Raw genomic sequence first — 23544 nt, forward strand, 5'->3', positions numbered from 1 at the left:
GGTATCCGCCGTGCGGCGGGGTGGCGACCTGGGGAATCTCGTTCCGGAGTGCCAAGAAAGGTCCTCTGCGTGCTTCTAGCGTGACGCGCATGGCATCTAACCTCCCGCGCCGCGCGATCGGTGGCGTTCTCCTTCTCGTCTGCGTCGTGGCGGCTCCGCTCGCCGGTGTCGCCGGCTTTCTCGGCGCCGCGGCCATGACGGCCGCCGTACCGGTGCTCGCGGCCACCGGGCTGGTGGCGGCCACCGGTTCGGGGGTCCTCCTCGCCTGGCCGGCGTTTCACCTGATCGGGGCGCGCCGCGGCCGCGGGGCCGCGATCCTTCTCGCGGTCGGCCTGACGCTCGCGCTCGCCGGGCTCGCGTCCGTCACCGTCTTCCGGCCCGGACCGATCCCCGGCCCGGCCTCCACCGCCCCGGGCGTCCTCTACTGGGATCTGCCCACCGGGTCCAGGATCGCGTACGTCCACGCCCCCGCCAACGGCAAAGCCAGGCCAACGCCGGTGGTGTTCCTTCACGGCGGTCCAGGCACCCCCGGTGAGGGGATACCCGCGGCCGGCAAGGTCCTGGCGGCGGAAGGCTTCGAGGTGTACGCCTACGACCAGCTTGGCGCGGGACGCTCCACCCGGCTCTCCGACGTCACGGGCTACACCGTCGCCAGGCATGTCGCCGACCTCGAGGCGATCCGACGTACCATCGGCGCCGACAAGTTGATCATCGTTGGCCAGTCGTGGGGCGGGTCGCTGGCGGCCCAGTACCTCGCCGCGCATCCGGAGCACGTGGCCAAGGTCGTCTTCTCCGCACCGGGAGCCCTGTGGCCCGGCGCGCTGCCCGGCGGCGACGGCGAGCCATGGGACCGGCTCACGCCCGCCCAGAAGGAGCGGTACGACGAACTGGCCTCCGCCCCGCGGCTGCTCGCGGCGTTCCTCCTCCTCGGCATCAACCCCCGCGCCGCCCACGCGCTGGTCGGCGACGACGAAGCCGACGCCAGATTCCACGAGTTGGCACTCGTCGGGAAGGACACCACCTCATGCCCCGGCACGCCGCCGAGGACGCCCCATGAGAACCGCCAAGGCTTCTACGTCAACCAGGTCACGAGCGCGGATTTCCAGCAGGTGGCCGATCCCCGTCCCCGGTTGCGGCATGTTCGCGTACCCGCTCTGATCATGCGGGGTGAGTGCGACTTCATCAAGTGGGAGGCGACGTACGACTACCGGCGTACCCTTCCCGCGTCGACGCTGGTCTACATCAAGGGCGCCGGTCACGCCATCGCCGCCGACCAGCCGGCCACGTACACCGCGCTGCTGGAGTCCTTCCTCCTTGACCAGCCGCTGCCCTTGCCCGCATACACGTCGCCGACCCCGCCCCGCTAGCCGGGGGATACACCGACAAGTAAGCATCTGGATGGAATTGCCGGAACAAGTCGCCCGGTGGCGGGTAGGTCACCGCCCAAGCGCACACCTTGGGACAAGGAGGCCGCCGCTCGCGTTCACACGCCGGGCGCAATCCGATCTACTTCGGCCGGCCGGATTTAGCGGACCTGGGTCCGACCCTGCACCTGCCTCTCTGGGAGGTGCAGGACGATGTAACCTTCACGTTCCATCACCAGCCGGTAGCCGCGAGCCTGCAATTCGGCGACGTCGGCCCGTTGTTCCTCGGTCGACTTGAAGATCGGTTGGCGTGATGCCACGTCGGCCAGGACCCATGGGGCACGGCGTGGCATAGGACGCCACATGACCACCTTGGCCCTGGCCGAGAGATTCGGCCCAACCTGATTGGCGGCCTCAACCAGGGCGCCGTCGGGAACAACGGCTATCGCCGCGGCAGCCGCGTCCTCGCGTGTGCCACTTCGATACCAGGCCGGGTCGAAGACATCGCGTAGCGGGAAGACGGCAACCAGCCCGACGGCGAGCACCGCACAGGCCGCGGCCCAGGTGCGGCCCAGCTGCCAGTGAGCACCCGTTGCCGTGCGGAGATGCCGCTGGAGGCGGTAGATGGCGTCGATGGACGCGCAGAACAACGCCATGACGACGGCGGAGTTGTAGTGGTAGCCGGTCCCCCACCAGCCTGGTTGATCGGTGGCCAGCATCCGTTCCAGGATGAGCATCGCGGGCGGCAGCGCGTACGGCGACAGCAGCGGCACGAACAGCACAAGCGCCAGTAGCAGCAACATCGTCTGCACCTTGACGCCCGGCGAGGTGAGTACTGACAGGACATCCAGCGGACGGGTGAGCAGCCGGGTGACGACCTCCCCCGGACCTGCTCCGAGGCCACTGTAATACCAGTAGCGGCCGGGCGAGCCGCCGAACGCCGGGATGATGATCTGACTCGTCACCCACACGGCCAGAGGACCGAGCACGACCAGGGCCGCCCCGATGCGGCGCCATGACGGGCGGAAGAGCAGTGCCACGCCGAGTCCCGCGACGAAGAATCCCAGGTCCTCTTTGACCAGGAGGAGCGCAGCCGCCGAGAGGATGACGGCACCGCGCCGATCGGCGTCGAGCCGTTCGAAGAGCACAGCGGTCAGCAGGGGCACGAAGGCGTACTCGTGAAAGTGGAAAGCCGCAGCCTCGGCTATCGGCCACGACAGCAGGTAAGCCGTGGCGACCAGATAGGCCGGGGTCGTTCCTAATCGGCGTCGGCTCAGCCTCCACAGCGGAATGGCCGCGACCGCAAAGAGCACCGCCTGCGCGACGATGAGGGTCTGCGGGCCGTCGTAGATCCAGTACAGGGGCGCCAACACGGCCAAGACCGGGGAGAAGTGGTCACCCAGGATCGATACCGCCACGCCGAGCTGATTCCACTGATCTTTCACGAACGAGCCGGGAACCTCGAAGCGGGAGTATCCGCGGAGCGCCTGATCGAAGATCACTAAGTCATAGATGCCCGTACGGAAGCGCACATACTCGACCAATCCTAAGATCGCGTAAACCGCCGCCGCAGGAACCACGCACGCCAAAGGCCATACACGCCGCATTTCGATCATGGTAGAAGATCAGCGCGCGGCTCGTACCAAGCTGTTCGCAGATCGCACTCTGCTCGCCGCTGTCCCAACTTTCGCGGGCTGGTCGGCGAACTCCTCGGCAACGGCTCCCTCGACGCCACCCGCCAGCGAGCGGTTGGGGGCGGCTACCGTGGGCCTTGACCAGGACGTGGAACAGGTCTTTGAGTCGGGTGTGCTTCTGTACGTGCTGCCGGGCGGCCTCTGGTCACAGGCGTCACGCTCTGAGAGCGGTCACGTGGAACTGGCTCTGGCACAAAGCCCACCGGTTCCTGGTTGGCGGCCATCAAAAGTGAGCTGTTGACAGCAACAGTTCGTCGCTCTGGGGGATCATCAGGCGGTGCGGCCCTTCTCGAATTGGCCGCGGAGACATCGACCAGCGGCTGCAGCAGTTCGCCTCGATGTCGATCCCGCCTGGCGGCAGAAGGGTGAGCTAGCGGGACTGTAATCGGCGCCCAGCGGGTCCAGGACCACATCCACGCCGTCCTGAAGCGCCGTCCTGGAGCGCCTTGCTGGAGTCCGCCGCCGTGTGCGCGCCCGCGGTTGTCGCGGGCACTCGCCGGGGCCCCGGCAGCCGCCGGACGGCGGGCATCGGCGCTCCTCAGTCCAGTACGAAGGTGCCGCCTGCGGTCGTCGCCAGGTCGGGCCCGAAGGCGGCTGCCGGTGTCCAGACGCCGGGGCTGCCGACACCGCGGGCCAGCAGTTCGGTGACGGTGGCGGTGACGTCGGCCGTGAAGTCCATGCCGTCGCCGGCGCGGAGCCATCCCTCGTGCCGGGTGCCGTCCGCCCACTCGATGACGGCGTGCCCCCAGGAGTGCTTGCGCGGACGGGGTGCGGCCTTCGCCGTGACCCGGCCGAGCCGGTCGACGGCGAAGCGTCCCACCGCCGGAATGGACAGCAGGCGGCCGAGCAGCGGGAGCAGGGCACGTACCAGCGGAGCGGTCGGCACGAGAGCGGAAGTGGCGGTGACGAACGGTGCTCCGCTCATCGCATGCGCCGCGACGAGGTCGCCGGACGCGGCACCTCCCGACTTCGCCGACTCCCCGCCCGGGAAGGCGAGTTGCTGCGGGTCCGCGCCGAGGCGCGACGTCACCAGCCGCCCGTTCTCGTACCGCCGTCCGCCCGCGGTGAGCATGTCCACGAGGCCGGTCGCCAAGGCGACACCGAGTACGCCCGCCTCGACGCCCACCGAGGCCACGGCGTCGACCCGCACCCGGTGCGGCGTGGGCCGGCCTTCGCACAGCTTCGCCACCACCGCCTCGGTCGCCAGCACGCCGAATCCGGCGCCGGTGACCAGGGTGCTGCCCGCCCGCACCGCTTCGTCGTGCAGGGCGAGCAGCCCCTGCACGGCGGCCACGTCGTTGGCCTGGTCGACGTAGTGGCCGCCGGGCATGCAGGCACGGGCGATCACCGGTGCCGTGGCGGCGTAGGCGCCCATGGTGTTCACCACCACCCGCGGGCGCTCCCGGGCGATCTCGTCCGCGATCCGCTCGGCCGAGTCGGCGACGACCACCTTCGCGTTCCTGGGCAGACCGGCTTCGGCCCCGGCGGCGACCATCCGCTCCCGGCTGCGCCCGACCGGCACGACCGTCAGTCCCTGCGCGGCCAGTCGCGCGGTCACGCCCCGGCCGACACGGCCGGTGGCCCCGACGATCCACACCTCGTCGTTCGTCCTGCTCTCGCCGGCCGTCCCGCCGGTCTTGCTGGTCTTCGTCATGTGAGCGTCTCCCTGCCTGCTCCGGGCCGCACCGGGGACGGGTATCCCTCAGTGATGACACTGTGTGTCGTGAGTGCAGGCTACCACTGATGACACGGTGGGACATCACCCATTGCCATCGGCCTGCGCGAGATGGGATCCGGGTGCTGAGGAGCGCCTGAAGCGGGCGGCTGTCGAGCTGTACCTGGAGCGCGGCTACGACAACGTGACGGTGACCCATATCGCCGAGCGGGCCGGACTCACCCGGCGCTCCTACTTCCGCTACTTCCCCGACAAGCGGCACAGGCGGAAGCCCGGGCCTTCAGCCCGGGGAGCGCGTCAATCCGGATTCCGGCCCGGTACCGTACCAGGGAGGTGTTCACGACGATCTCGGCCAAGCTGCGGAGTAACACGCGAACGGTCCTCGAGGAGGCGGCGGGCGCGAACATCACGCCACACCAGGCGGCGCGACGGCCGGCCGAGGACCGTGTGCGCGCCGCGATGCGGAGCACGGGCCGGCTCGGGGCCGGCTGAGCGCAGACTCCGACGTCGTCCAGCCGGTGGCTGGGCACAGGACGAGAAACCGCCGCGGCCCGCTGACCTGGCCGTGGCGGTTTCTCGTTGTCGCGTCAGAGGAAGCTGACGTTCTGCGCCAGCGTCAGCCGGCTGGAGTAGTTGACTGTGGTGGTGGCACGGCGCATGTAGGCGCGCCAGGCGTCCGAACCGGATTCTCGCCCGCCACCGGTCTCCTTCTCACCGCCGAATGCGCCACCGATCTCCGCGCCCGAGGTGCCGATGTTGACGTTGGAGATACCGCAGTCGGATCCATCCGCCGCCACGAACAGCTCGGCCTCCTGCTGGTCCCGGGTGAACACCGACGACGACAGTCCCTGCGGCACAGCGTTGTTCAACGCGATCGCCTCGTCGAAGTCGTCATAGGTCAGCACGTACAGGATGGGGGCGAAGGTCTCCTCGCGCACCACTGCGGTCTGCTCCGGCATCCGGACAAGGGCGGGCTCCACGTAGGCCGCGTCCGGCGCCTCGTCCGCCAGCCGCCGACCGCCGCCGACGAGGACCTTGCCGCCCTCGGCCTCCGCCCGGGCGAGGGCGTGGCGCATGCCCTCGGCGGCCGCGGTGGTGATCAGCGGTCCGACGAGAGTGCCGTCGGCGAACGGGTCACCGATGGGCAGCTTCCGGTAGGCGGCGGTGAGCCGGTCGACCACTTCGTCGGCGAGGTCTCGCTGCACGATCAGCCGGCGCAGGGTCGTGCACCGCTGCCCGGCCGTACCGGCGGCGGCGAACACGATGCCGTGCAGAGCCAGCTCGAGATCGGCCGACGGGGCCACGATCGAGGCGTTGTTGCCACCCAGTTCGAGCAGGCTGCGTCCGAACCGGGCAGCCACCCTCGGCCCGATCTCGCGCCCCATCCGGGTCGAGCCGGTCGCGCTGATCAGGGCGACCCGCGGGTCGTCGACGAGCTTCTCTCCGATGCCGCGGTTCCCCAGCAGCAGCCGGTGCACCTCGCGAGGCGCGCCGGCCTCAGCGGCCGCACGGTCCAGCAGTTGGCTGCACGCCAGCGAGATCAATGGGGTCAGCTCTGATGGCTTCCACACCACCGTGTCACCACAGACCAGGGCGATGGCGGTATTCCAGGACCAGACCGCCGCCGGGAAGTTGAACGCCGAGATGACGCCCACGACGCCGAGCGGATGCCAGGTCTCGGCAAGCCGGTGACCGGGGCGCTCGGAAGCGATCGTGCGGCCGTAGAGCTGCCGCGACAGACCGACCGCGAAGTCGCAGATGTCGATCATCTCCTGGATCTCACCGAGCGCCTCGGAGCGGATCTTGCCCGCCTCCACGGTGATCAGGTCGGCGAGATCGCCCTTGTGCTCGCGCAGGAGATCACCGAGCCGCCGCACCAACTCTCCTCGGACAGGCGCGGGTGTGGTCCGCCAAGTGCGGAATGCCGTCTCCGCCGCGGTGACCGCCTGTTCGGCCTGTTCCGCGGTGGTAGCGGCGAGCTCGGACAGTGGCCGGCCGGTGATCGGAGTGCGTGCGGTGAGGCCAGTGCCTTCGGGTGCCGTGATGCCGACGCGCCGGAGGGCGCCCAGCGCCCGCTCCCGGATCGCGTCGGTGCTGAGCAGGGTGTTATGTGACATCAGTGGTCCTTTCCAAGGCGCGAAGAGAAATCATCCGAGCTCGCCGGCGAGGTCGAGTGCCTTGGCGACCTCGGCGATCGATGCGCTCTGCTGCTGTTCGTAGAGCGAGAACGGGTCGTGAATGTCCCGGTCGATCTCCCCTGCCAACCAGTCCAGGTCGTACCGGACGCCTTCGCGGGTGTTGTCCCGCGTTCCTTCGCCACTGAGGTTCGACTGGAAGATCCCGGCGGCCGAGCGGGGCAGGAAGTCCTCGTAGACGATCGGCTCGGCCCGCAGCCAGCCCTGATCAAGCAGGTCGGTCACACCCGTCGGTGGCTGTCCGTGGCGTGGCCGGTCGTCACGCAGGCGATAGGTGAAGAACGCCAGCCCTTCGTCGATGAGGCCGCGTTCGGTGCCGGGGAAACCCTCCCGCCACACGGTTCGCGCGGCTTCGTCCCACCCGGACTCGGCGGCACGCCGGTCGGTCTCCTCGAGAAGCAGGTCATAGCGTGCGCGCCCCCTATGGGTCAGCGCGATTCCCCGCGCCTCGACCTCACCGAACCGGACCCGCAGTGCTCCGGTGGTGACGCTGCCGTCGGCCAGGCGCATCCGGCGTGGTTCGGCCAGGGCCCGGAAGGATGTCTGGCGCAGCAGGACATCCGGTCCCTCCCAGCGTGGCGGGCCCTGGATCGCGTCGATCATCTCGATACCGCGTTCGGTCATCGTGCGGTACAACTCGTCGATGTCGAGCACGCGCGGGGTGAGGTGGTTGATGTGGGTGCTGCGCACCCCACCGATGTCGGCGGCGACAGCCGACACCTGTTCCAGCGTCTCGTACCACGCCTTGTCGCGACGGGTTCACCCGACAGCGCGAACGACCCCACCGCCAGGTTCACAAAGCGCTCGGCCTGGGCCTGCGGCAGCTCCTTCTCCCGTTCGGCCCGGTTCGCGAGATCGATCAGCTCCGGCGGGAACAGCTCGCGTCCGGCCAGGAAGTTCGCCAGGCGGGCCCGCAGATCATCGTCGAAGAACCGCGGGTCCCCGGGGGTGAGCAAGGAGGTGAACACGCGGAACGGATTACGGGCCAGTTCGTCCGCCTCGATCGGGCGGAAGGCCGTCGAGATGACGGGCACCGCGCTGGTAGCGGCCTCACGCAGGTCGTAGAAACCGACCGGGTGCATGCCCAGGGCGCCGAAGATCCGGGCAACCTGCTGCAACTCCCTCGGTGTGCCGACCCGGATCGCTCCATGCCGCTCAGCGGTCACCCGGGCTATCGAGCCGAGCCGCTCGGCGTCGGCGCCCGATCGCTCCAGCACCGCGGCGTTGACCTCGCGGGAGACGTCGACCAACGTGGTGTAGGCGGGCACCTCGCGGCCGTACATATCGGACAGCCGGCGCGCGAACTCGGCGCGCAACTGCCACTGTCTGATGGTCGTCACTGCTTTCCTCTCGATTCGCGGATCACACGATGTGCGTTTCAGGCCGGGTGAACGCTCCCGGCGCGAACCGCGATGCGCTCAGTGGGCTCACGTCGAGGAATGGCTCGCGCTCCAGGTAGAGGTCCCGGATCACCTCGCCGACTGCCGGCGCCTGCAGGAAACCGTGGCCGGAAAAGCCCGTGGCATAAAGGAAGTTGACCGTCTTCTCGGCCCGGCCGAGCAGAGCGTTGTGATCCGGGGTGACCTCGTACAGCCCGGCCCAACCGGGTCTCAGGCCGACGTCCAGCAACCGCGGCGCGCGCCTCTCGATCGCCTCGCCCAGGCGCGGCAACCAGTCCTCCGCGTAATCCAGGTGGAATCCTGGTTCCTGGTCCGGATCGGACATGCCGAGCAGCAGGCCCCGGCCCTCCCGGTGGAAGTAGAACGATGTGGCGAAGTCGATCGTGAAGGGCACCACGGGCGGCAGGTCGGGCATCGGCTCAGTGAACATCACCTGCCGTCGCAACGGCTGGACCGGCAACTCGACGCCGGCCATGTCGCCGATCGCGGCCGACCAGGCGCCCGCGGCACAGATGACGGTGTCCGTCGCGATCTTTCCCTGGTCGGAGACCACCGCGGTCACTCGATCGCCTGATCGTTCGAGGCCGAGCACCGTCGTGCCGGTACGCAGGACCGCGCCCCTCCGCCGCGCAGCGTTCGCATACCCCAGCACCACCGACTCCGGAGTGCAGTGCCCGTCGTCAGGCGAGAACGCCGCCGCCAGCACTCCCTCGGTGTCGATCACCGGCGAGAGCCGCCGCGCCTCGTTCACGTCGATCATCCGGCTTGTCACGCCGAGTTCGTTCTGCAGCTTGACATCGCGCTCGAATGCCGCGACATCGTCCCGAGTGGACAGCAGGAACAGGTAACCGACCTGGTGCAGGTCGATCTCCTGCCCAGGCCGCCGGCCGAACCGGGTGAACGCTTCGAGGCTGCGCGCCCCCAGTGCGATGTTGAGCTTGTCAGAGAACTGGGCGCGCACCCCGCCCGCGGCGCGACAGGTCGAACCACAGCCCAACTCTCCCCGCTCGAGCAGGACCACGTCGGTGACGCCCGCTTCGGCGAGATGGAACGCGATACTGGTGCCGATCACACCACCGCCGATGACGACGACGGAGGCGCTATCGGGCAGTGGAGTTCGGGACATCGAAAGCGACCCTTTCCTGGAGTGCCTGGACGACCTCCCCCATGGTGAGTCCCGAGATCGTTCACGTCTATTGACACTTCTTTCCATGAATTATTTAGAATCCTTAAATGGAATGGACGAGCGCGCAGCTGCGCTCACTGGTCGAACTGACGCGCCGGGGCACGATCACCGCGGCAGCCGACGCGCTCGGCTACACGCCAGGCGCGGTCTCCCAGCAACTGGGGGCGCTGGAGCGGGCCGCCGGGATGGCGCTGCTGCGCCGGGTGGGACGCCGGGTCGAACTCACCGACGCTGGTCGCGCACTCGCCGCCCACGCCGAGCGGATGCTGGGCATCGCGGCTGACGCCGTCGCCGCCCTGGAACGCACCACCCACACGGTCTCGGGCGTGCTGCATGTGGGCCTGTTCGCGACCGCCGCCGCGGAGATCCTGCCGCTCGCCCTCGCGCGCGCTCAGAACGAGCACCCCGACCTGACCGTGCACAGCCGGGAAATGGTGGTCGACGAGGTCTACGACGCCGTCGCCGCCGGGTCGGTCGACCTCGCCCTCGGACTGGACTATCCCGACGTGCCGATCCCGCGCGACCCCGCGCTGCGGTTGATCCGTATGCTGCGAGAACGGTTCTCACTCGCCCTGCCCGAAGGCATGCTGTCCGGAGTCCGGGAGATCAGCCTGGCCGACGCCCGTGATCTCGGCTGGATCCTGCCGGACCTCGACACCCACTACGGGCAGGCGATCCTTACGGTCTGCCGGCGCGCGGGGGTCGAACCCCACGTCCGCCACCAGGTCACCGACACCGCCGCCTCCCTCGCGCTCGTCGAGGCGGGCGTCGGGATCACCCCGGTCACGGACCTCATGCTCCGGCTGCGGCCGTCCCGGTTCCGGGTCGTCGACCTTACCGAGCGATTCGAGCGGCACATTGTCGTCATCGTGCGCGCCACGGCGCAGAGCCGTCCGACGGTGGCGGCGCTCATCGGTGTCCTCCGAAAGCTGGCCACCGCCGGGGAATGACTCCGGTGCCCCGCGAGCACCGAGGGCGTCACCCAGACCGCTGCCCAGTCCAGCTAGGGTTCCGCCATTCCCACCCCCCTCCCGAACCGTTCCCGGGCCGTCCTCGCCGCGCTCGACACTGTGTCGGACATGCGTGCCGTTCTCCCCCGGGTCAACTCACCGGATAGGTGTCGAGCAGGCCGCACATGCCCAACCGGCCACGATCGCGTGGCTCTGCCATCTGGTAGACCTGCGCCTCGGCCAGGTGCGGCGCTTCGCCGCGAGCGAGCGCGTCGAGTTGGTGTCCAGTCTCGTCGGCCGCCCGCCACGCGCCGCTGCGCCATCTCTGCCGCCAGTCGTCCACGTGCGGCCGGACGAGGCGGATCGCTGCGGCATGGAACTCGCGCAACGGGGTGAGATCGCCCGCCAGCGCGGCGGCCCGCAACCGCTCGAAGCCGCGTACGGCGAGGTCACGCCGAGCATATGCGACGGTCACGTCCGCACCCGGTGCACCACCGTCGGGCAGCGCTACGGCGGCCGCGTACGTCGCCGGATCGGCGAGCAGGTCCGGCGGAAGAGTGAGCACGGCGTCGCCCGCCTCTGGAAGACCGCTGTTCTGCATGAGGACGATGATCTCCAGTCCACCGTTGTTGACCAGCCGGTGGATCGTCCCGGGAGCGAACCAGACAACTGCCCCCGGATGCAACCGGGTCTCCCGATATCCGGAAAGCGTGAGAGTCTGCACGAGCCCCGATCCGGCTATCACCACGTACGCCTCGGTGCAGCACAGGTGCAGGTGAGGGGTGCCGCCGATCTCGCCGTCCGGAGCGACCGCGTCGTAAACGCAGAGCCGGGAGACTCCGACCCCGCCCGGCAGCGGTGCGACGGGCACGACTCCCCGCGTTGAAATGCTCATCGGCATCGCCTGTCTCGGGGGGACATGCCGCGGGAAAGGGTTTTCCTGGCCATGGCTCGACGCTAATGCCGCGCACGTTGACCGTCAACATCGGCCGCGTACCACAGCGCCGGGTGGTGAGCACGGCGATCCGGTTGCCGGCTGCGACAGCGCCATCAGTGCAGCACCCCCGGTCAGGCCGAGCACCGGCACGGCCGCGCCGTGCCGGTGCTCGATCCCGGCGCCCAGGATCAGCGCGGCGGGTGCCGTACCGAGTCGGGCCATGCCCCGCCGGCGTCGGCCTGCCGCCTCGGCGCGTGGCCACCGGTCAGTGGTTGGCTCCCGAACCGAGTAGTTCGCGGATCTGCGTGGCCAACCGGTCGAACCGTTCGTCGGACATCACCTGCGCGTAGTCCCGGCCGGGGGGCAGGTCGACCGCGAGGGTGCGCACGATCCGGCCCGGACGCGGGCTCATCACCTCAACCCGGGTGCCGAGGAACACCGCCTCGGCGATGGAGTGGGTGACCAGGACGATGGTGGTCCCGGTCTCTTGCCAGATCCGGTTCAACTCGGTGTTGAGCTGCTCTCGGGTCAACGCGTCGAGCGCTCCGAACGGCTCGTCCATGAGGAGCACCGGCGGTTGGTGCAGCAGCGCCCGGCAGAGGGCCACACGCTGCTGCATGCCGCCCGACAGCTCGTGTGGGAGCGCATTTTCGAAGCCGGTCAGGCCGGTGAGCTCGATCAGTTCGTCGGCCCGCCGAGCAGCCGACGCCCGTCCCAGCCCACGCATCTCGGCCTGCAGCAAGATGTTCTTACGCACACCTCGCCACTCGAGCAGGGCCGCCCGCTGGAAGACGAAGCCGATGTTCTTCTGCGGCTGGGTGACCGGCCGGCCGAGGAGGGCGACCGTACCGCTGGTGGGCTTGACCAGACCGGCGATGATCTTGAGCAGGGTGGATTTCCCGCACCCGGATGGTCCCACGACCGTGACGAACTCGCCGGCACCGACCCGTAGGGTGACGTTGTCGACGGCCAGGGTCTGGGATCGTTTCGACTGGAACTGGACGGTCAGGTCGGTGATGTCGATCGCGGTGTCGGTCAGCGTCGCTGCGGCTGTGGTCATCGCCGGCTCACCCGTTGCTGCCGTAGGAGCCGTCCCAGTACTTCGACGGGGCGCCGGGGTCTTCGAGGGCGGCGTACTGGCTCATCAGATTGATGGTCTCGGTCCACTTCGTCTCGGCGTTGACCCCTGGCGTGCCGCCGGCGGCGACGTCGAGCAGCGGCACGGCCAGCGTCAGCTGCTTGACCAGTACGTCCTTCTCCGGCTCGTTCTCGGCCAGTTCGGCCATCGCGTCGGCGGCGCCGGGGATGTCCTTGGCCGCCTCGCTCCAGGACTTCTGGGTGGCCCGCACGAACGCCTTCACCACTTCCGGGTCCTTGCTCAGCGTGCTCTCGTTGACCACCAGGCCGGTGCCGAGCATGTTCATCCCCCAGTCGGCGTAGAGCAGGTAATCGACGTCCTTGCCGGTTCTGGCCTCGATGGTCGGCGCCTGATCGTGGAAGAAGCCCTGGATGGCGTCGACCTTGCCCTCGGCGAGAGCGGCGATCTTCCCGGCCGCGTCGAGGTTGACCACCTTGACGTCCGTCTCGGAAAGCCCGTTGGCCTTGAGCCATGCGGGGAAGGTGGCGTAGATGGCATCGCCCGGGGTGCCGCCCACGGTCCTGCCCTTGAGGTCGGCGGGTGTCTTGATGCCGGTCTCGGCGAGGGATTCGATGGAAGCCGGGCCCTTCTGCAGGAACACCCCCACGCTCTTGACCTTCATGCCCGAGGTGATGCCCTTGAGCAGTGGCGGAGTGTCCGCCCAGCCGAAGTCGGTCTGCTCCTGGGCCACCGCCTGGATGGTCTTCCCGGACCCTCCGCCGGGCTTGATCGTCAGCTGGATGCCCTCGGCATCGTAGAAGCCCTTCTTGAGCCCGTAGTAGAACGGAGCGTGTTCGCCGTAGGGAACCCAGTTCAGGGTCAGGCTTACCTTTTTCTTGCCGTCGGCGGCGCCCGACTGCTCGCCGTCGCTGCCGCCGCAGGCGGCCACCGTTCCCACCAGCAGGAGCGCGGCGGCGATATATGCAAGACGTCTCATTGGTGATGCCTCCTGAAGCATCCGACGGGGGGGTTGGGGGGCGAGGAACGATTCAGGACGTGGTCAGCGGTACGCCGGTGCGGCGGCTGGCGTGCCACGGGATGAGCAGTGCCTCCGCTACCTCGACGACGACGAACAGGACGATGCCGATCAGCGACATCAGGAACAGGTCGGCGAAGAGCAACGCGGCGTCCAGATTGCCGTTGGCCAGCAGCAGCACGTAGCCGAGGCCCTCGTCGGCACCGACGAACTCGCCGACGACGGCCCCGACCACCGCCAGGGTCACGGCGACCTTCAGCCCGGCCATCAGATGCGGGAGCGAGTTCGGGAATCGGATCTTGCGGAACGTCTTCCACGGGCCGGCGCCCATGGTCGCGGACAGGTCGATCAGCTCCGGATCCGTCGATCGCAGGCCGGCCACCCCCGAGATGACGACCGGAAAGAACGCGATGAGAACGGCGAGGACGATCTTCGGCGCGAGTCCCACGCCGAACCAGACCACGAGCAGCGGGGCGATCGCGATCTTCGGAATCACCTGGGCGAAGAGGACGATGGGGTAGATGGCCTTCTCCATCGTGCGCGAGTAGGCGATCAGGACGGCGGTACCCAGACCCAGCAGGGCGGCCAGGATGAAGCCGATGACCGTCTCATACAGCGTCACATACGTGTTCCGCATCAGAAACGACCAGTCCTCGATCACGGTCTCCCAGACCTGGCCCGGGGTGGGCAGCAGGTAGTTCGGCATCCATCCGAGCGCGGCGACGAGCCACCAGGCGGCGAAGACGGCGGCGAGCAGAAGCGCAGGCCGCCAGAGCGCCTCGGCGAAGCGCAGCAGGCGTATGCCAGGACGGTCGGCTCGCCCGGTCGGGGCGGGCGGGCGATTCGCCCGTGCGGTCACCTCGGTGGACGTTCCGGCCCGTGCCCCTGTCGGAGTCGTCGGCTCAGACCGGTTCTTCGCAGCCAGGCCAATGCCGTGGTCAGCCGCTTGGTTCGGCACGGGCACTCCTTCTCTAGGTCGGATCACCGTGGGGCGGAAGCTGGGAGCGACCGTCTCACAGGGGTGGGAAAGGGCTTTCCTAGCTCCGATTGCCATGACCGTAACCAGCCGGGCGCACCCCCGTCAACGGTTCTTTTCAATCGATTCAGCCCTGAAAGGACGCAGCTTCTGAAATGCGCATCACTGTCCCCTGAGGACAGCGGTGCGCCGGATGTGAGCAGCCAACCCCCGACCAGCCCGCCTCTTCCAACCCCAACGACAAAAGGGACATCAACTCGCGAACTACCCTCCGAGGGGGCCCTTGACCATCGGCCTAACTTCTGTTTACCTCGTAAGCGCTTTCCTAGGAAAACGCTTACCCGACTTCGTTGATCCTGGTCACAGATCCGTTCGAGGTCACCCAGCCACTGTGAGGGAAGATGGATCACAGCACAGCCCCCCCGATCACCAGCCGGTCGGCACGCAGGCGACGGTGGCTTGGCGCATCCGCCGCCGCGGCCGCCGCCGCGTTGCTCCTGCCGCTCGCGTCGACGCAGGTCCCCGTCCACGCGTCCGCCCAGGCCGACATCCCGCCCCAGGAACCGGGTGTGACGTTGCGCGTGTTCGACGTGCAGGTGCCCCTGAACGACTACTGCACGCTGAAACCAGGCCAGACGCCCAACATCGACAAGGTGATGCCGACGATCGACTGGTCGACCACCGCGGACTTCGGGTTCGCGGACCGGTTCGTCACCGAGGTAAGCGGTTACCTCAACATATCCACCGCCGGGGCCTACGACTTCCGGCTCACCAGCGACGACGGCGCACGGTTCTCGCTCGACGGCACCAAGGTGATCGACCACCCCGGCCGCCACGGCGCCACCGCGAAGGACGGCTCGATCGACCTGACCGCGGGCTACCACGCGCTGCACATCGACCACTTCGACGCCGACTTCGACCAACGGCTGAAGCTCGAGTGGCGGCCGCCGGGCGCGGCCGGTTATACCCTCGTGCCGAACTCGGTGCTGAGCACCGACTCCGAGGTCGTGCGGGTCACCTCGCCCGGCCGCAAGCAGTGCGAGGGCGTCACCGACGCCCCTGGCGACGGTCTGCCGCTGACCGATGTGCACCCGGACTACACGCTGACGAACCTACGTCCGGACGGCTTCGAGCCGCAGGTCACCGGCATGGACTGGCTGCCGGACGGCCGGCTGGCCATCGCCACCTGGGGCGGCGACCGGGAGACCGTGATCGGCGAGGTGTACCTTCTCGACGGCGTCACCGGCAACACCGACCCGTCCAAGGTGACCATGAAGCGGATCGCCCACGACCTGCGGGAACCGATGGGGCTCAAGTACGTCGACGGCACCATCTACGTGTCCGAGAAGCACCAGCTGACCGCGCTCGTCGACAAGACCGGTGACGAGGTCGCCGACGAGTACCGCAAGATCGCGACCTGGCCGTTCGGCGGCAACTACCACGAGTTCGCGTTCGGCCTGCTGTACAAGGACGGGTACTTCTACATCACCACGGGCATCGCGATGGTCCCCGGTGGCGCGACCGCGAACCCGCAGCCCGTACCCAACCGCGGCAGCACCCTCAAGGTCAACAAGCGCACCGGTGAAGTGTCCTATGTGGCCGGTGGGCTGCGCACGCCCAACGGCCTCGGCTGGGGGCCGGAGGGCGACATCTTCGTCACCGACAACCAGGGCATGTACCTGCCGGCGTCGAAGCTGTTGCGGATCAAGAAGGGCGCCTTCTACAACCACTACACCAACCCGAGTGGCCCGTACGACAGCCAGCCGGTGACCGAACCCGTGCTGTGGTTGCCGCACAACGAGATCTCCAACTCGCCGAGCAACCCGATCGTGCTGCCCAACGGCGTGTTCAAGGGCCAGATGGTGTTCGGCGACGTGACCTACGGCGGCCTGCAACGCGCGTACCTGGAGAAGGTCGCCGGCGAGTACCAGGGCGCCGTGTTCCGCATGACCCAGGGGCTCGAGTCCGGGGTGAGCCGGATCAGCCTCGGCCCGGACGGCGCGATCTACACCGGTGGCATCGGCTGGGCGGGCAACTGGGGCCAGGCCGGCAAGCTCAAGTACGGCCTGCAGAAGCTCAGTGTCAACGGCGCCAACGCGTTCGACATCTACAAGATGCGGGCCATCAGCGGCGGCTTCGAGCTCGAGTACACGCAGCCGCTGTCCGACGAGACCGCGCAGAACCTCGCCGCCAAGTACAAGGCCCAACAGTGGCGGTACGTGCCGACGCCCCAGTACGGCGGCCCGAAGGTCGACGAGGAGACCCTCGGCGTCACCTCGGCGACGCTGTCGACGGACCGCAAGAAGGTGACGCTGAAGATCGCGGGCCTGAAGCCGGGCCACGTGGTGTACGTGCACTCCCCGCGCCCGTTCGCCTCGGCGTCCGGTGAGGAGCTGTGGAGCACCGAGGCGTGGTACACGCTCAACCGACTGACCGACGGCACGGTGGCGCCGCCCGAGTACGAGGCGGAGTCCGCCAAGTTGGCCGGCGGGGCCGGGTGGAACACCAACCACACCGGCTACTCGGGTGCCGGTTTCGTCGACCGCAACTGGGAACCGGGCAGCAGCACCACGTTCGCCGTCCGCGCCGACCAGGGTGGCCGGCACGACATCGCACTGCGGTACTCGAACGGCCCGAACCCGAGCCCCAACCCGGTATCGAAGTCGATGACCCTGTACGTCAACGGCAAGAAGGAGAAGCAGATCTGGCTCGCCGCCACCGGCAGCTGGGACAAGTGGGCGACCCAGGTGGAGACGGTGACGCTGAGCCCTGGCGCGAACACCATCTCCTACGTCTACGAGGCGACCGACACCGGACACGTGAATCTGGACAAGATCACGGTGACGCCGACGAAGCGGATCACGCTGTTCAACGGCGCCAACCTCGACGCGTGGGAGAAGACGTCCGGCGGCCCGGCGACATGGCCCGTGGCGAACGGGTCGATGGAGTCGCTCGGCGGTGACATCCGCACGAAGGAACGGTTCGGCGACTTCCGCATGCACGTCGAGTGGTACGAGCCGGACTACCCGGCGGAGGTCACCGGGCAGGCCCGCGGCAACAGCGGCGTGTACATCTACGAGAGCTACGAACTGCAGGTCCTGGAGTCCTATGGGCGACCCCCGGAGCTCAACGGCGCCGGTGCCATCTATCTGAAGAAGGCGCCGGACGTGAACGCGGCGCGGCCGACCAGCACGTGGCAGACGTACGACATCGAGTTCCGCGCGGCGCGCTACGACAGTGCGGGGAAGAAGGTGGAGAACGCGCGGATGACCGTGCGGTGGAACGGAAAGCTGGTGCACAACGACGTGGCCATCGACGGCCCGACCGGCGCGGGCAAGCCGGAAGACCCGGCCCCGGGCCAAATCAAGCTACAGGACCACGGCGACCCCGGCGCCAACCCACGATTCCGCAACATCTGGATCGAACGGCTCTGACACCGAGCCGCTGACACCGCGAGGGTGACCCTTGCGACGCAAGGCGTCGCAAGGGTTCCTTTCGCGCCAGCAAGCGCCCGGACCGCGGCGGCCCTCCTCAGACCATCGCCGCCTGGCGCCGCGAAGGCCTCGCGGCTCGTCCCGCGTACGTCCCGGGACAACGAGGAGTTCTACCGCCGCGCCGGGCCGGCGCTCTCCCGGCGGATGAGCTCCGCTCCCACCTGCACGATACGCGGCGCGTCGTCGCCTTCGGCTGGTTGCAGGGCGAGGGTCACGGCGCGGGCGCCCATGTCGGCGAGCGGGAGACGGATGGTGGTGAGCGTGGGGGTGACATCCGACGCGATAGGCATGTCGTCGAAGCCGACCACGCTGACCTCGTCGGGAACGGTGATGCCCCGGGAGCGCAGCAGCGCGAGGGCGCCGATGGCCATCGAGTCGTTGAGCGCGGCAATGGCGGTCAGCTTCGGCTCGGCGTCGAGCAGCGCCGCGGCGGCGGTCATTCCGCTGGCGCGGTCGAAGTCGCCGTAGGCGATGCGCCGGGCCGGCAACCTCAGTCCATGCTCCCGCGCACCGCGGCGCAGCCCGGCGAGCCGGTCCGTGGTGGTGGTCATCTGCTCAGGCCCGGCTATGACCCCGAACCGCCGGTGGCCCAGGGCGTACAACTCGGCGCCCAGCAGGTAGCCGCCCTTCTCGTTGTCGGGCACGACGGCGTCGCCGACGTGGTCATGGCGGCCGATGACCACGGTTCTGCCGCCGGTGGCCTGGTAGACGCGCAGCTTGCCGTTCATCTTGGCGGTGAAGGCGTCGTCGTGGTAACCGGAGCCGGCGAGTATGATCGCCGCGACCTGATGGGCACGCAGCAGCTCGACGTATTCGAGTTCTCTGTCTGGGTTGCGGTAGCTGTTGCAGATGATGACGAGTCGCCCGTTTTCGGTGGCGACACGTTGCAGTCCACGGGTGATCTCGGCGAAGTACGGGTCGGAGACGTCGTGCACGATGACGCCGATCGTGCTGCGGTGAGAGCGGGCGAGCAGCTGAGCGTGCGCGTTGGGCACGTACTGCAACTCCTCGACGGCGGCCAGTACCCGCTCACGCAGAGCTTCGGCCACGGGCTTGCTGCTGCCGTTGATGATCCGCGACACGGTGGCCGGCGATACGCCGGCCAGACGTGCGACGTCAGCCAGTGTCGCCACAGATCCAACCCCTCCCCATGCGGTTTCACCCAGGATAGCCGCTCAGGAAAGCCCTTGCCGCAGCGATCGGGGGCGGTTAGTGTAAATCGGGAAAGCGCTTACCTAGAAAGGACACCGCATGTCCCGCACCACCATCGGGATCGTGCTCAACGGCGTCACCGGGCGGATGGGATACCGGCAGCACCTCGTCCGTTCCCTGCTCGCCATCCGCGAGCAGGGCGGGTTGCCGGCACGCGACGGCAGCCGCATATGGCCGGAACCCGTGCTGGTCGGCCGCAACGAGACCAAGCTCGCCGAGATCGCCGCCCGCCACGGCCTCACGTCATACACCACGGATCTGGACGCCGCGCTTGCGGACGAGGCCAACCAGATCTACTTCGACGCTCAGGTCACCGCCCAGCGGGAGAAGGCGATCCGGGTCGCCATCGAGGCGGGCAAGCACGTGTACACCGAGAAACCGCTGGCCGAGGACCTCCCCGCGGCCGAGGAACTCGCGCGGCTGGCGGAGGCGAGAGGCATCAAGAACGGCGTCGTCATGGACAAGCTGTTCCTGCCCGGGCTGCGCAAGCTCAAGCGGCTGGTGGACGGCGATTTCTTCGGCCGGATCCTCTCGGTGCGCGGAGAGTTCGGCTACTGGGTCTTCGAAGGCGATTGGCAGGCCGCGCAGCGGCCCAGCTGGAACTACCGCAGCGAGGACGGCGGTGGGATCACCGTCGACATGTTGCCGCACTGGAACTACCTTCTCGAGCAGATCTTCGGCCGCGTCGAGGCGGTGACCGCGCGCACCGCGACGCACATCCCCGAGCGCGTCGACGAGAACGGTGACACCTATCGCGCCACGGCCGACGACGCCGTCTACGCGGTCTTCGAGCTGGCGGGCGGCGTCATCGCCCAGATCAACTCCTCCTGGGCCGTCCGTGTCTACCGTGACGAGCTGGTGGAGTTCCAGGTCGACGGCACGCATGGCAGCGCGGTCGCAGGCCTGCGCAACTGCCGAGTGCAGCACCGCGCCGCCACTCCCATGCCGGTATGGAACCCCGACCTGCCGGCCGGTGACGACTTCCGCGGACAGTGGCAGGAGGTGCCGGACAACGAGCCTTTCGACAACGGCTTCAAGGTCCAGTGGGAGGCGTTCCTGCGTCACGTCGTGGACGACGAGCCGTTCCCATGGAACTTCAGGTCCGGCGTGCGCGGGGTGCGCCTGGCCGAGCTCGGCCTGCGGTCGGCGCGCGAGGGACGGCGCATCGAGGTCGAGGAGGACGGACGGTGACCGCGGCGGTCTCGCTCCCCCGCGACGACGGCACGATCGAGCGGCTGGTGTTGCGGGAGCCCGTGAGATGGCAGCGCCCAGAGACGGCCCCGGACAGCCGGATCGCCTATGCCGCCGTCCACGTCGTCGCCGACCCACTCGGCCACAACGCGCCGGGGCTGCCGGCCCGCCTCGACTGGGAAGCCACGATGTCGGTGCGGCGGGACCTCTGGTCATGGGGACTGGGGGTCGCCGAGGCGATGGACACCGCGCAGCGCGGGATGGGGCTGGACTGGACGGCGACGCGGGAGCTCGTCCGGCGGACGGCCGCCGAGGCTCGCGCGTGCGGCGGACGTGTGGTGGCGGGAGCGGCGACAGACCAGGCTCCGCCCGTGCTGAACGGCCTCCCGGAAGTCGTCGCCGCCTACGAGGAGCAGGTCGCGTTCGTGGAGGGTACCGGAGCGACGGCCGTCATCATGGCGAGCCGCCAACTCGCGGCGCTGGCCGCCGGCCCCGATGACTATCTGGGAGTCTACGATCGCATCCTGTCCCAGGTCGCGGCCCCGGTCGTGCTCCACTGGCTTGGCGACATGTTCGACCCTGCGTTGACCGGCTACTGGGGTTCCACCGATCTCGACGCCGCGACCAAGACGTTCGTCACGCTGGTCCACGCCCACGCCTCCGTCGTCGACGGCGTCAAGGTGTCGCTCCTGGACGCCGAGCGCGAGGCACGGCTGCGTGAGCTGCTGCCGCCGACGGTACGGGTGTACACCGGAGACGACTTCAACTATCCGGAGTTGATCCTCGGCGACGGCGAGCGGTTCAGCCACGCGCTGCTCGGCGCGTTCTCGGCGATCGCCCCGGCCGCGTCGGCCGCCCTGCAGCGGCTCGACCAGGGCGACGACGAGGGGTTCCTGGAGATCCTCCGGCCCACCGTGCCGCTGTCGCGCCACGTCTTCTCCACGCCCACGCAGTACTACAAGACCGGCATCGCCTTCCTCGCCTGGCTCAACGGATTTCAACCCGGATTCACCATGGTCGGGGGCCTGCAGAGCGGCCGGAGCGTCCGGCATCTGACCCAGACGTTCCGCCTGGCCGACGCGGCCGGACTGCTGCGCGACCCCGAACTCGCCGCACGGCGCATGGAGCGGTACCTGTCAGTGGCGGGGGCGGTCGCATGACGCCTCTTGAGTGGCGCTCGGCGCCGGACGTGCCCGCGGACGACCCACGCCTGTCGCGGCTGTCACTGAACCAGAAGACCACGGATTCGTGGTCCGTCCGCGAGGCGATCGAGGGATGCGCGCGGGCGGGCATCCCGTCGATCGGGCTCTGGCGCGAACCGGTGGCGGAGATGGGCGTGAAGGCGGCCGTCCGCGCGGTGGCCGACGCCGGCCTTCGGGTGTCATCGCTGTGCCGCGGCGGTTTCCTCACCGACGAAGGTCAACAGGGGCAGGCGGCGCTCGATGACAACAGGCGTGCCATCGACGAAGCCGCCGACCTCGGCACCTCGTGCCTTGTCATGGTCGTCGGCGGCCTGCCGTACGGCTCCCGCGACCTTCAGGGGGCACGCCAACGGGTGGCCGATGCCGTGGCCGAGCTGGCACCGTACGCGGGAGAGCGAGGCGTGCGGCTCGCGCTCGAGCCTCTGCATCCGATGTACTGTGCCGACCGCGCGGTCCTGTCGACCCTGGCCCAGGCGCTCGATCTCGCCGAGCCGTTCCCCACGGAGCAGGTCGGCGTGGTCGTCGACACATTTCACGTCTGGTGGGATCCCGACGTGTGGCGGCAGATCGCCCGGGCGGGCGCGCGCATCGCGAGCTTCCAGGTGTGCGACTTCCTGACCCCGCTCCCGGCCGACGTACTCCTCGGCCGCGGGATGATGGGCGACGGCCACATCGAGTTCGCGCCCTTCCATCGGGCTGTGCGCGGCGCGGGGTACGCCGGGGACACCGAGGTGGAGATCTTCAACGCCGATGTCTGGGCGACCGATCCAGAAATCGTGCTCACCGCGATAAAGCGGCGATACGTCGATCTGGTCCTGCTGGACTGATGCCCGTCCTTCGGTGAGGAGGTCAGCGGCGCAGCGTCTCCGAAGGGGGCTCTCCGAAGCGCTCCCGGTAGGCACGGGAGAATCGGTCACGGACGAATCTTCAGCGGTGGGCGACGTCGCTGATCGTGGTGGAGCCCGGGTCGCGAACGGTCAGCTCGGCGTGAACCCGGTCCTGGTGCACCTCCCGCAGGTGAGTGGTCGCCTGGCCTGGTGCGCATGCGCGGGTACGGCGCCCCGGCCGTCCCCACAGAGCCCTAAGCTTCCAGAATGTCCCTGCATCTGATCGAGGACTTGGTCGCGGACTCGATCCGCCTTCTCGACACCCATCACCCGGCCGACGACCCGCGGCCGCGCGACTGGTTCGTCGCCCTGTACCGGTTCCAGTCCGGATTCGACTGCTCCTTCACCCATTTCCGGGTGATGGACATCCTGCTGCGTCGCCGCCACACCTACCGCTTCGCTCTGGACCAGCACCCCGACCACGCCCAGCGCCGCGCTGACTTCGACTCCCTCACCGAGTTCACCGGTTTACGCGTCTTCGACGAGGAGGCCGCCGACTTCAACGGCTACGACAGCTGGCTTGAGGACGGCTACGTCGACCCGCCGTTCCTTTACTGCGACGCCGGCTCCGCCCTGTGGCGTCGCATGGCCTCCCACCTCACCGAGCCCGACACGTCCCCTCCTCGCAGAGTCTCCGTGATCGACGCTGTAAACGCCATCGCCCTCGCCGCCGAGCACCACGACGACCTGCCGCTGCTCGCCGATTGGTACAACCTCGGCCCCGAAATCCTCGGCGTCCTCGACCCGTTCGACGACCCCGCCGCCGAGGCGCTCCGCGAGATCGTCCACCGGACCGGCGCCCTGGACGGCACGCCCGCCCACGACTTCCGGCCCCCGCCCGAGGTCATGGCCGACGACCCACTCGAATCCTGGTGGTGGGGCATCTCCAGCCGCACGCTCCATTCAATCTGACCAAGACCACAGCGATCTGTCTAAGTCGCTACCGGATTCGTCCGTAGTGCTCCGGCCTTCAGGACTCCGTTGGCGAACCTGGTTGATCGTTCCGTAAGGGTCCAGTTATGGTCTGCGCAAGATCCAGGTGGGGACCAAAAGGTGGCGGGTAGCGT

Annotated in this window: 19 protein-coding genes; 8 read left to right on the top strand and 11 right to left on the bottom strand. The window is 68.7% G+C overall.

The annotated features are described in order from the left end of the window. The first annotated feature begins 89 nt into the window (after nucleotides 1-89). Nucleotides 90-1367 (top strand): alpha/beta hydrolase, encoded by a 1278-nt coding sequence (locus AB0H21_RS39285; RefSeq protein ID WP_358526899.1) that lies wholly within the window; start codon nucleotides 90-92, stop codon nucleotides 1365-1367. Between the two features lie 158 nt (nucleotides 1368-1525). Here AB0H21_RS39285 and AB0H21_RS39290 read toward each other — a convergent pair whose 3' ends face one another. Both AB0H21_RS39290 and AB0H21_RS39295 read right to left on the bottom strand, forming a co-directional pair. Further along, nucleotides 1526-2980, bottom strand: a complete 1455-nt coding sequence (locus AB0H21_RS39290) for a DUF2079 domain-containing protein (protein WP_358526900.1) — start codon at nucleotides 2978-2980, stop codon at nucleotides 1526-1528. A gap of 616 nt (nucleotides 2981-3596) precedes the next feature. Beyond that, nucleotides 3597-4712, bottom strand: coding sequence for a hypothetical protein (locus AB0H21_RS39295; RefSeq protein WP_358526902.1), 1116 nt, complete (start codon nucleotides 4710-4712; stop codon nucleotides 3597-3599). 97 nt (nucleotides 4713-4809) lie between these two features. Here AB0H21_RS39295 and AB0H21_RS39300 point away from each other — a divergent pair, with 97 nt between their 5' ends. Beyond that, a complete protein-coding gene (locus AB0H21_RS39300) occupies nucleotides 4810-5334 on the top strand; it encodes a helix-turn-helix domain-containing protein (RefSeq protein WP_358526903.1) in 525 nt (174 codons plus the stop codon). Here AB0H21_RS39300 and AB0H21_RS39305 read toward each other — a convergent pair. From AB0H21_RS39305 to AB0H21_RS39320, 4 genes are read right to left on the bottom strand one after another with little or no spacing between them, the layout of a single operon-like run. Then, nucleotides 5321-6850, bottom strand: coding sequence for an aldehyde dehydrogenase family protein (locus tag AB0H21_RS39305; RefSeq protein ID WP_358526905.1), 1530 nt, complete (start codon nucleotides 6848-6850; stop codon nucleotides 5321-5323). The two genes, AB0H21_RS39300 and AB0H21_RS39305, sit on opposite strands and share 14 nt — an antisense overlap. Nucleotides 6851-6880: 30 nt before the next feature. Further along, the gene (locus tag AB0H21_RS39310) at nucleotides 6881-7648 is read right to left on the bottom strand and encodes a DUF1338 family protein (RefSeq protein WP_358526907.1); all 768 of its coding nucleotides are present in this window, start codon (nucleotides 7646-7648) and stop codon (nucleotides 6881-6883) included. Next, the gene (locus tag AB0H21_RS39315) at nucleotides 7549-8244 is read right to left on the bottom strand and encodes a hypothetical protein (protein WP_358526908.1); all 696 of its coding nucleotides are present in this window, start codon (nucleotides 8242-8244) and stop codon (nucleotides 7549-7551) included. Before AB0H21_RS39315 ends, AB0H21_RS39310 begins: the two co-directional genes overlap by 100 nt. 46 nt (nucleotides 8245-8290) lie before the next feature. Beyond that, entirely contained in the window at nucleotides 8291-9454 is a 1164-nt protein-coding gene (locus AB0H21_RS39320) for an FAD-binding oxidoreductase (protein ID WP_358526928.1), read from the bottom strand. Nucleotides 9455-9561: 107 nt separating this feature from the next. Here AB0H21_RS39320 and AB0H21_RS39325 point away from each other — a divergent pair, with 107 nt between their 5' ends. Further along, nucleotides 9562-10464, top strand: coding sequence for a LysR family transcriptional regulator (locus AB0H21_RS39325; RefSeq protein WP_358526909.1), 903 nt, complete (start codon nucleotides 9562-9564; stop codon nucleotides 10462-10464). A 151-nt stretch (nucleotides 10465-10615) separates the two neighbouring features. Here AB0H21_RS39325 and AB0H21_RS39330 read toward each other — a convergent pair whose 3' ends face one another. From AB0H21_RS39330 to AB0H21_RS39345, 4 genes are all read right to left on the bottom strand, one after another. Further along, complete coding sequence (locus AB0H21_RS39330) at nucleotides 10616-11359, bottom strand: cupin domain-containing protein (protein ID WP_358526911.1); 744 nt, start codon at nucleotides 11357-11359, stop codon at nucleotides 10616-10618. Nucleotides 11360-11666: 307 nt separating this feature from the next. Then, a complete protein-coding gene (locus tag AB0H21_RS39335) occupies nucleotides 11667-12461 on the bottom strand; it encodes an ABC transporter ATP-binding protein (RefSeq protein ID WP_358526912.1) in 795 nt (264 codons plus the stop codon). Nucleotides 12462-12468: 7 nt separating this feature from the next. Then, entirely contained in the window at nucleotides 12469-13476 is a 1008-nt protein-coding gene (locus AB0H21_RS39340) for an ABC transporter substrate-binding protein (protein ID WP_358526913.1), read from the bottom strand. A 52-nt stretch (nucleotides 13477-13528) separates the two neighbouring features. Further along, nucleotides 13529-14374, bottom strand: a complete 846-nt coding sequence (locus AB0H21_RS39345; protein WP_358526915.1) for an ABC transporter permease — start codon at nucleotides 14372-14374, stop codon at nucleotides 13529-13531. A gap of 518 nt (nucleotides 14375-14892) precedes the next feature. Between AB0H21_RS39345 and AB0H21_RS39350 the strand changes: the two genes are divergently transcribed. Next, complete coding sequence (locus tag AB0H21_RS39350) at nucleotides 14893-17925, top strand: family 16 glycoside hydrolase (protein ID WP_358526916.1); 3033 nt, start codon at nucleotides 14893-14895, stop codon at nucleotides 17923-17925. Between the two features lie 170 nt (nucleotides 17926-18095). Here the strand turns inward: AB0H21_RS39350 and AB0H21_RS39355 are convergent, their stop codons facing one another. Then, entirely contained in the window at nucleotides 18096-19118 is a 1023-nt protein-coding gene (locus AB0H21_RS39355) for a LacI family DNA-binding transcriptional regulator (RefSeq protein ID WP_358526917.1), read from the bottom strand. A 118-nt stretch (nucleotides 19119-19236) separates the two neighbouring features. Between AB0H21_RS39355 and AB0H21_RS39360 the strand changes: the two genes are divergently transcribed. The 4 genes from AB0H21_RS39360 (at nucleotide 19237) to AB0H21_RS39375 (ending at nucleotide 23389) form a co-directional block, all read left to right on the top strand. Further along, a complete protein-coding gene (locus tag AB0H21_RS39360; RefSeq protein ID WP_358526919.1) occupies nucleotides 19237-20388 on the top strand; it encodes a Gfo/Idh/MocA family oxidoreductase in 1152 nt (383 codons plus the stop codon). Further along, nucleotides 20385-21548, top strand: coding sequence for a dihydrodipicolinate synthase family protein (locus AB0H21_RS39365; protein WP_358526920.1), 1164 nt, complete (start codon nucleotides 20385-20387; stop codon nucleotides 21546-21548). Before AB0H21_RS39360 ends, AB0H21_RS39365 begins: the two co-directional genes overlap by 4 nt. Then, nucleotides 21545-22417, top strand: coding sequence for a sugar phosphate isomerase/epimerase family protein (locus AB0H21_RS39370; protein ID WP_358526922.1), 873 nt, complete (start codon nucleotides 21545-21547; stop codon nucleotides 22415-22417). Before AB0H21_RS39365 ends, AB0H21_RS39370 begins: the two co-directional genes overlap by 4 nt. 267 nt (nucleotides 22418-22684) lie before the next feature. Further along, nucleotides 22685-23389: a hypothetical protein gene (locus AB0H21_RS39375; RefSeq protein WP_358526924.1), complete on the top strand. Its 705-nt coding sequence runs from the start codon at nucleotides 22685-22687 to the stop codon at nucleotides 23387-23389. The last annotated feature ends 155 nt before the right edge of the window (nucleotides 23390-23544 follow it).

Source organism: Sphaerisporangium sp. NPDC051011 (assembly GCF_040653595.1).
Lineage (GTDB): Bacteria > Actinomycetota > Actinomycetes > Streptosporangiales > Streptosporangiaceae > Sphaerisporangium.

Coding starts and splice junctions, on each gene's coding strand:
- AB0H21_RS39350 (WP_358526916.1), top strand. CDS start 14,893: ATGGATCACAGCACAGCCCCCCCGATCACCAGCCGGTCGGCACGCAGG.
- AB0H21_RS39360 (WP_358526919.1), top strand. CDS start 19,237: ATGTCCCGCACCACCATCGGGATCGTGCTCAACGGCGTCACCGGGCGG.
- AB0H21_RS39370 (WP_358526922.1), top strand. CDS start 21,545: ATGACGCCTCTTGAGTGGCGCTCGGCGCCGGACGTGCCCGCGGACGAC.
- AB0H21_RS39285 (WP_358526899.1), top strand. CDS start 90: ATGGCATCTAACCTCCCGCGCCGCGCGATCGGTGGCGTTCTCCTTCTC.
- AB0H21_RS39290 (WP_358526900.1), bottom strand. CDS start 2,980: ATGATCGAAATGCGGCGTGTATGGCCTTTGGCGTGCGTGGTTCCTGCG.
- AB0H21_RS39340 (WP_358526913.1), bottom strand. CDS start 13,476: ATGAGACGTCTTGCATATATCGCCGCCGCGCTCCTGCTGGTGGGAACG.
- AB0H21_RS39325 (WP_358526909.1), top strand. CDS start 9,562: ATGGAATGGACGAGCGCGCAGCTGCGCTCACTGGTCGAACTGACGCGC.
- AB0H21_RS39375 (WP_358526924.1), top strand. CDS start 22,685: ATGTCCCTGCATCTGATCGAGGACTTGGTCGCGGACTCGATCCGCCTT.
- AB0H21_RS39295 (WP_358526902.1), bottom strand. CDS start 4,712: ATGACGAAGACCAGCAAGACCGGCGGGACGGCCGGCGAGAGCAGGACG.
- AB0H21_RS39335 (WP_358526912.1), bottom strand. CDS start 12,461: ATGACCACAGCCGCAGCGACGCTGACCGACACCGCGATCGACATCACC.
- AB0H21_RS39305 (WP_358526905.1), bottom strand. CDS start 6,850: ATGTCACATAACACCCTGCTCAGCACCGACGCGATCCGGGAGCGGGCG.
- AB0H21_RS39330 (WP_358526911.1), bottom strand. CDS start 11,359: ATGAGCATTTCAACGCGGGGAGTCGTGCCCGTCGCACCGCTGCCGGGC.
- AB0H21_RS39320 (WP_358526928.1), bottom strand. CDS start 9,454: ATGTCCCGAACTCCACTGCCCGATAGCGCCTCCGTCGTCGTCATCGGC.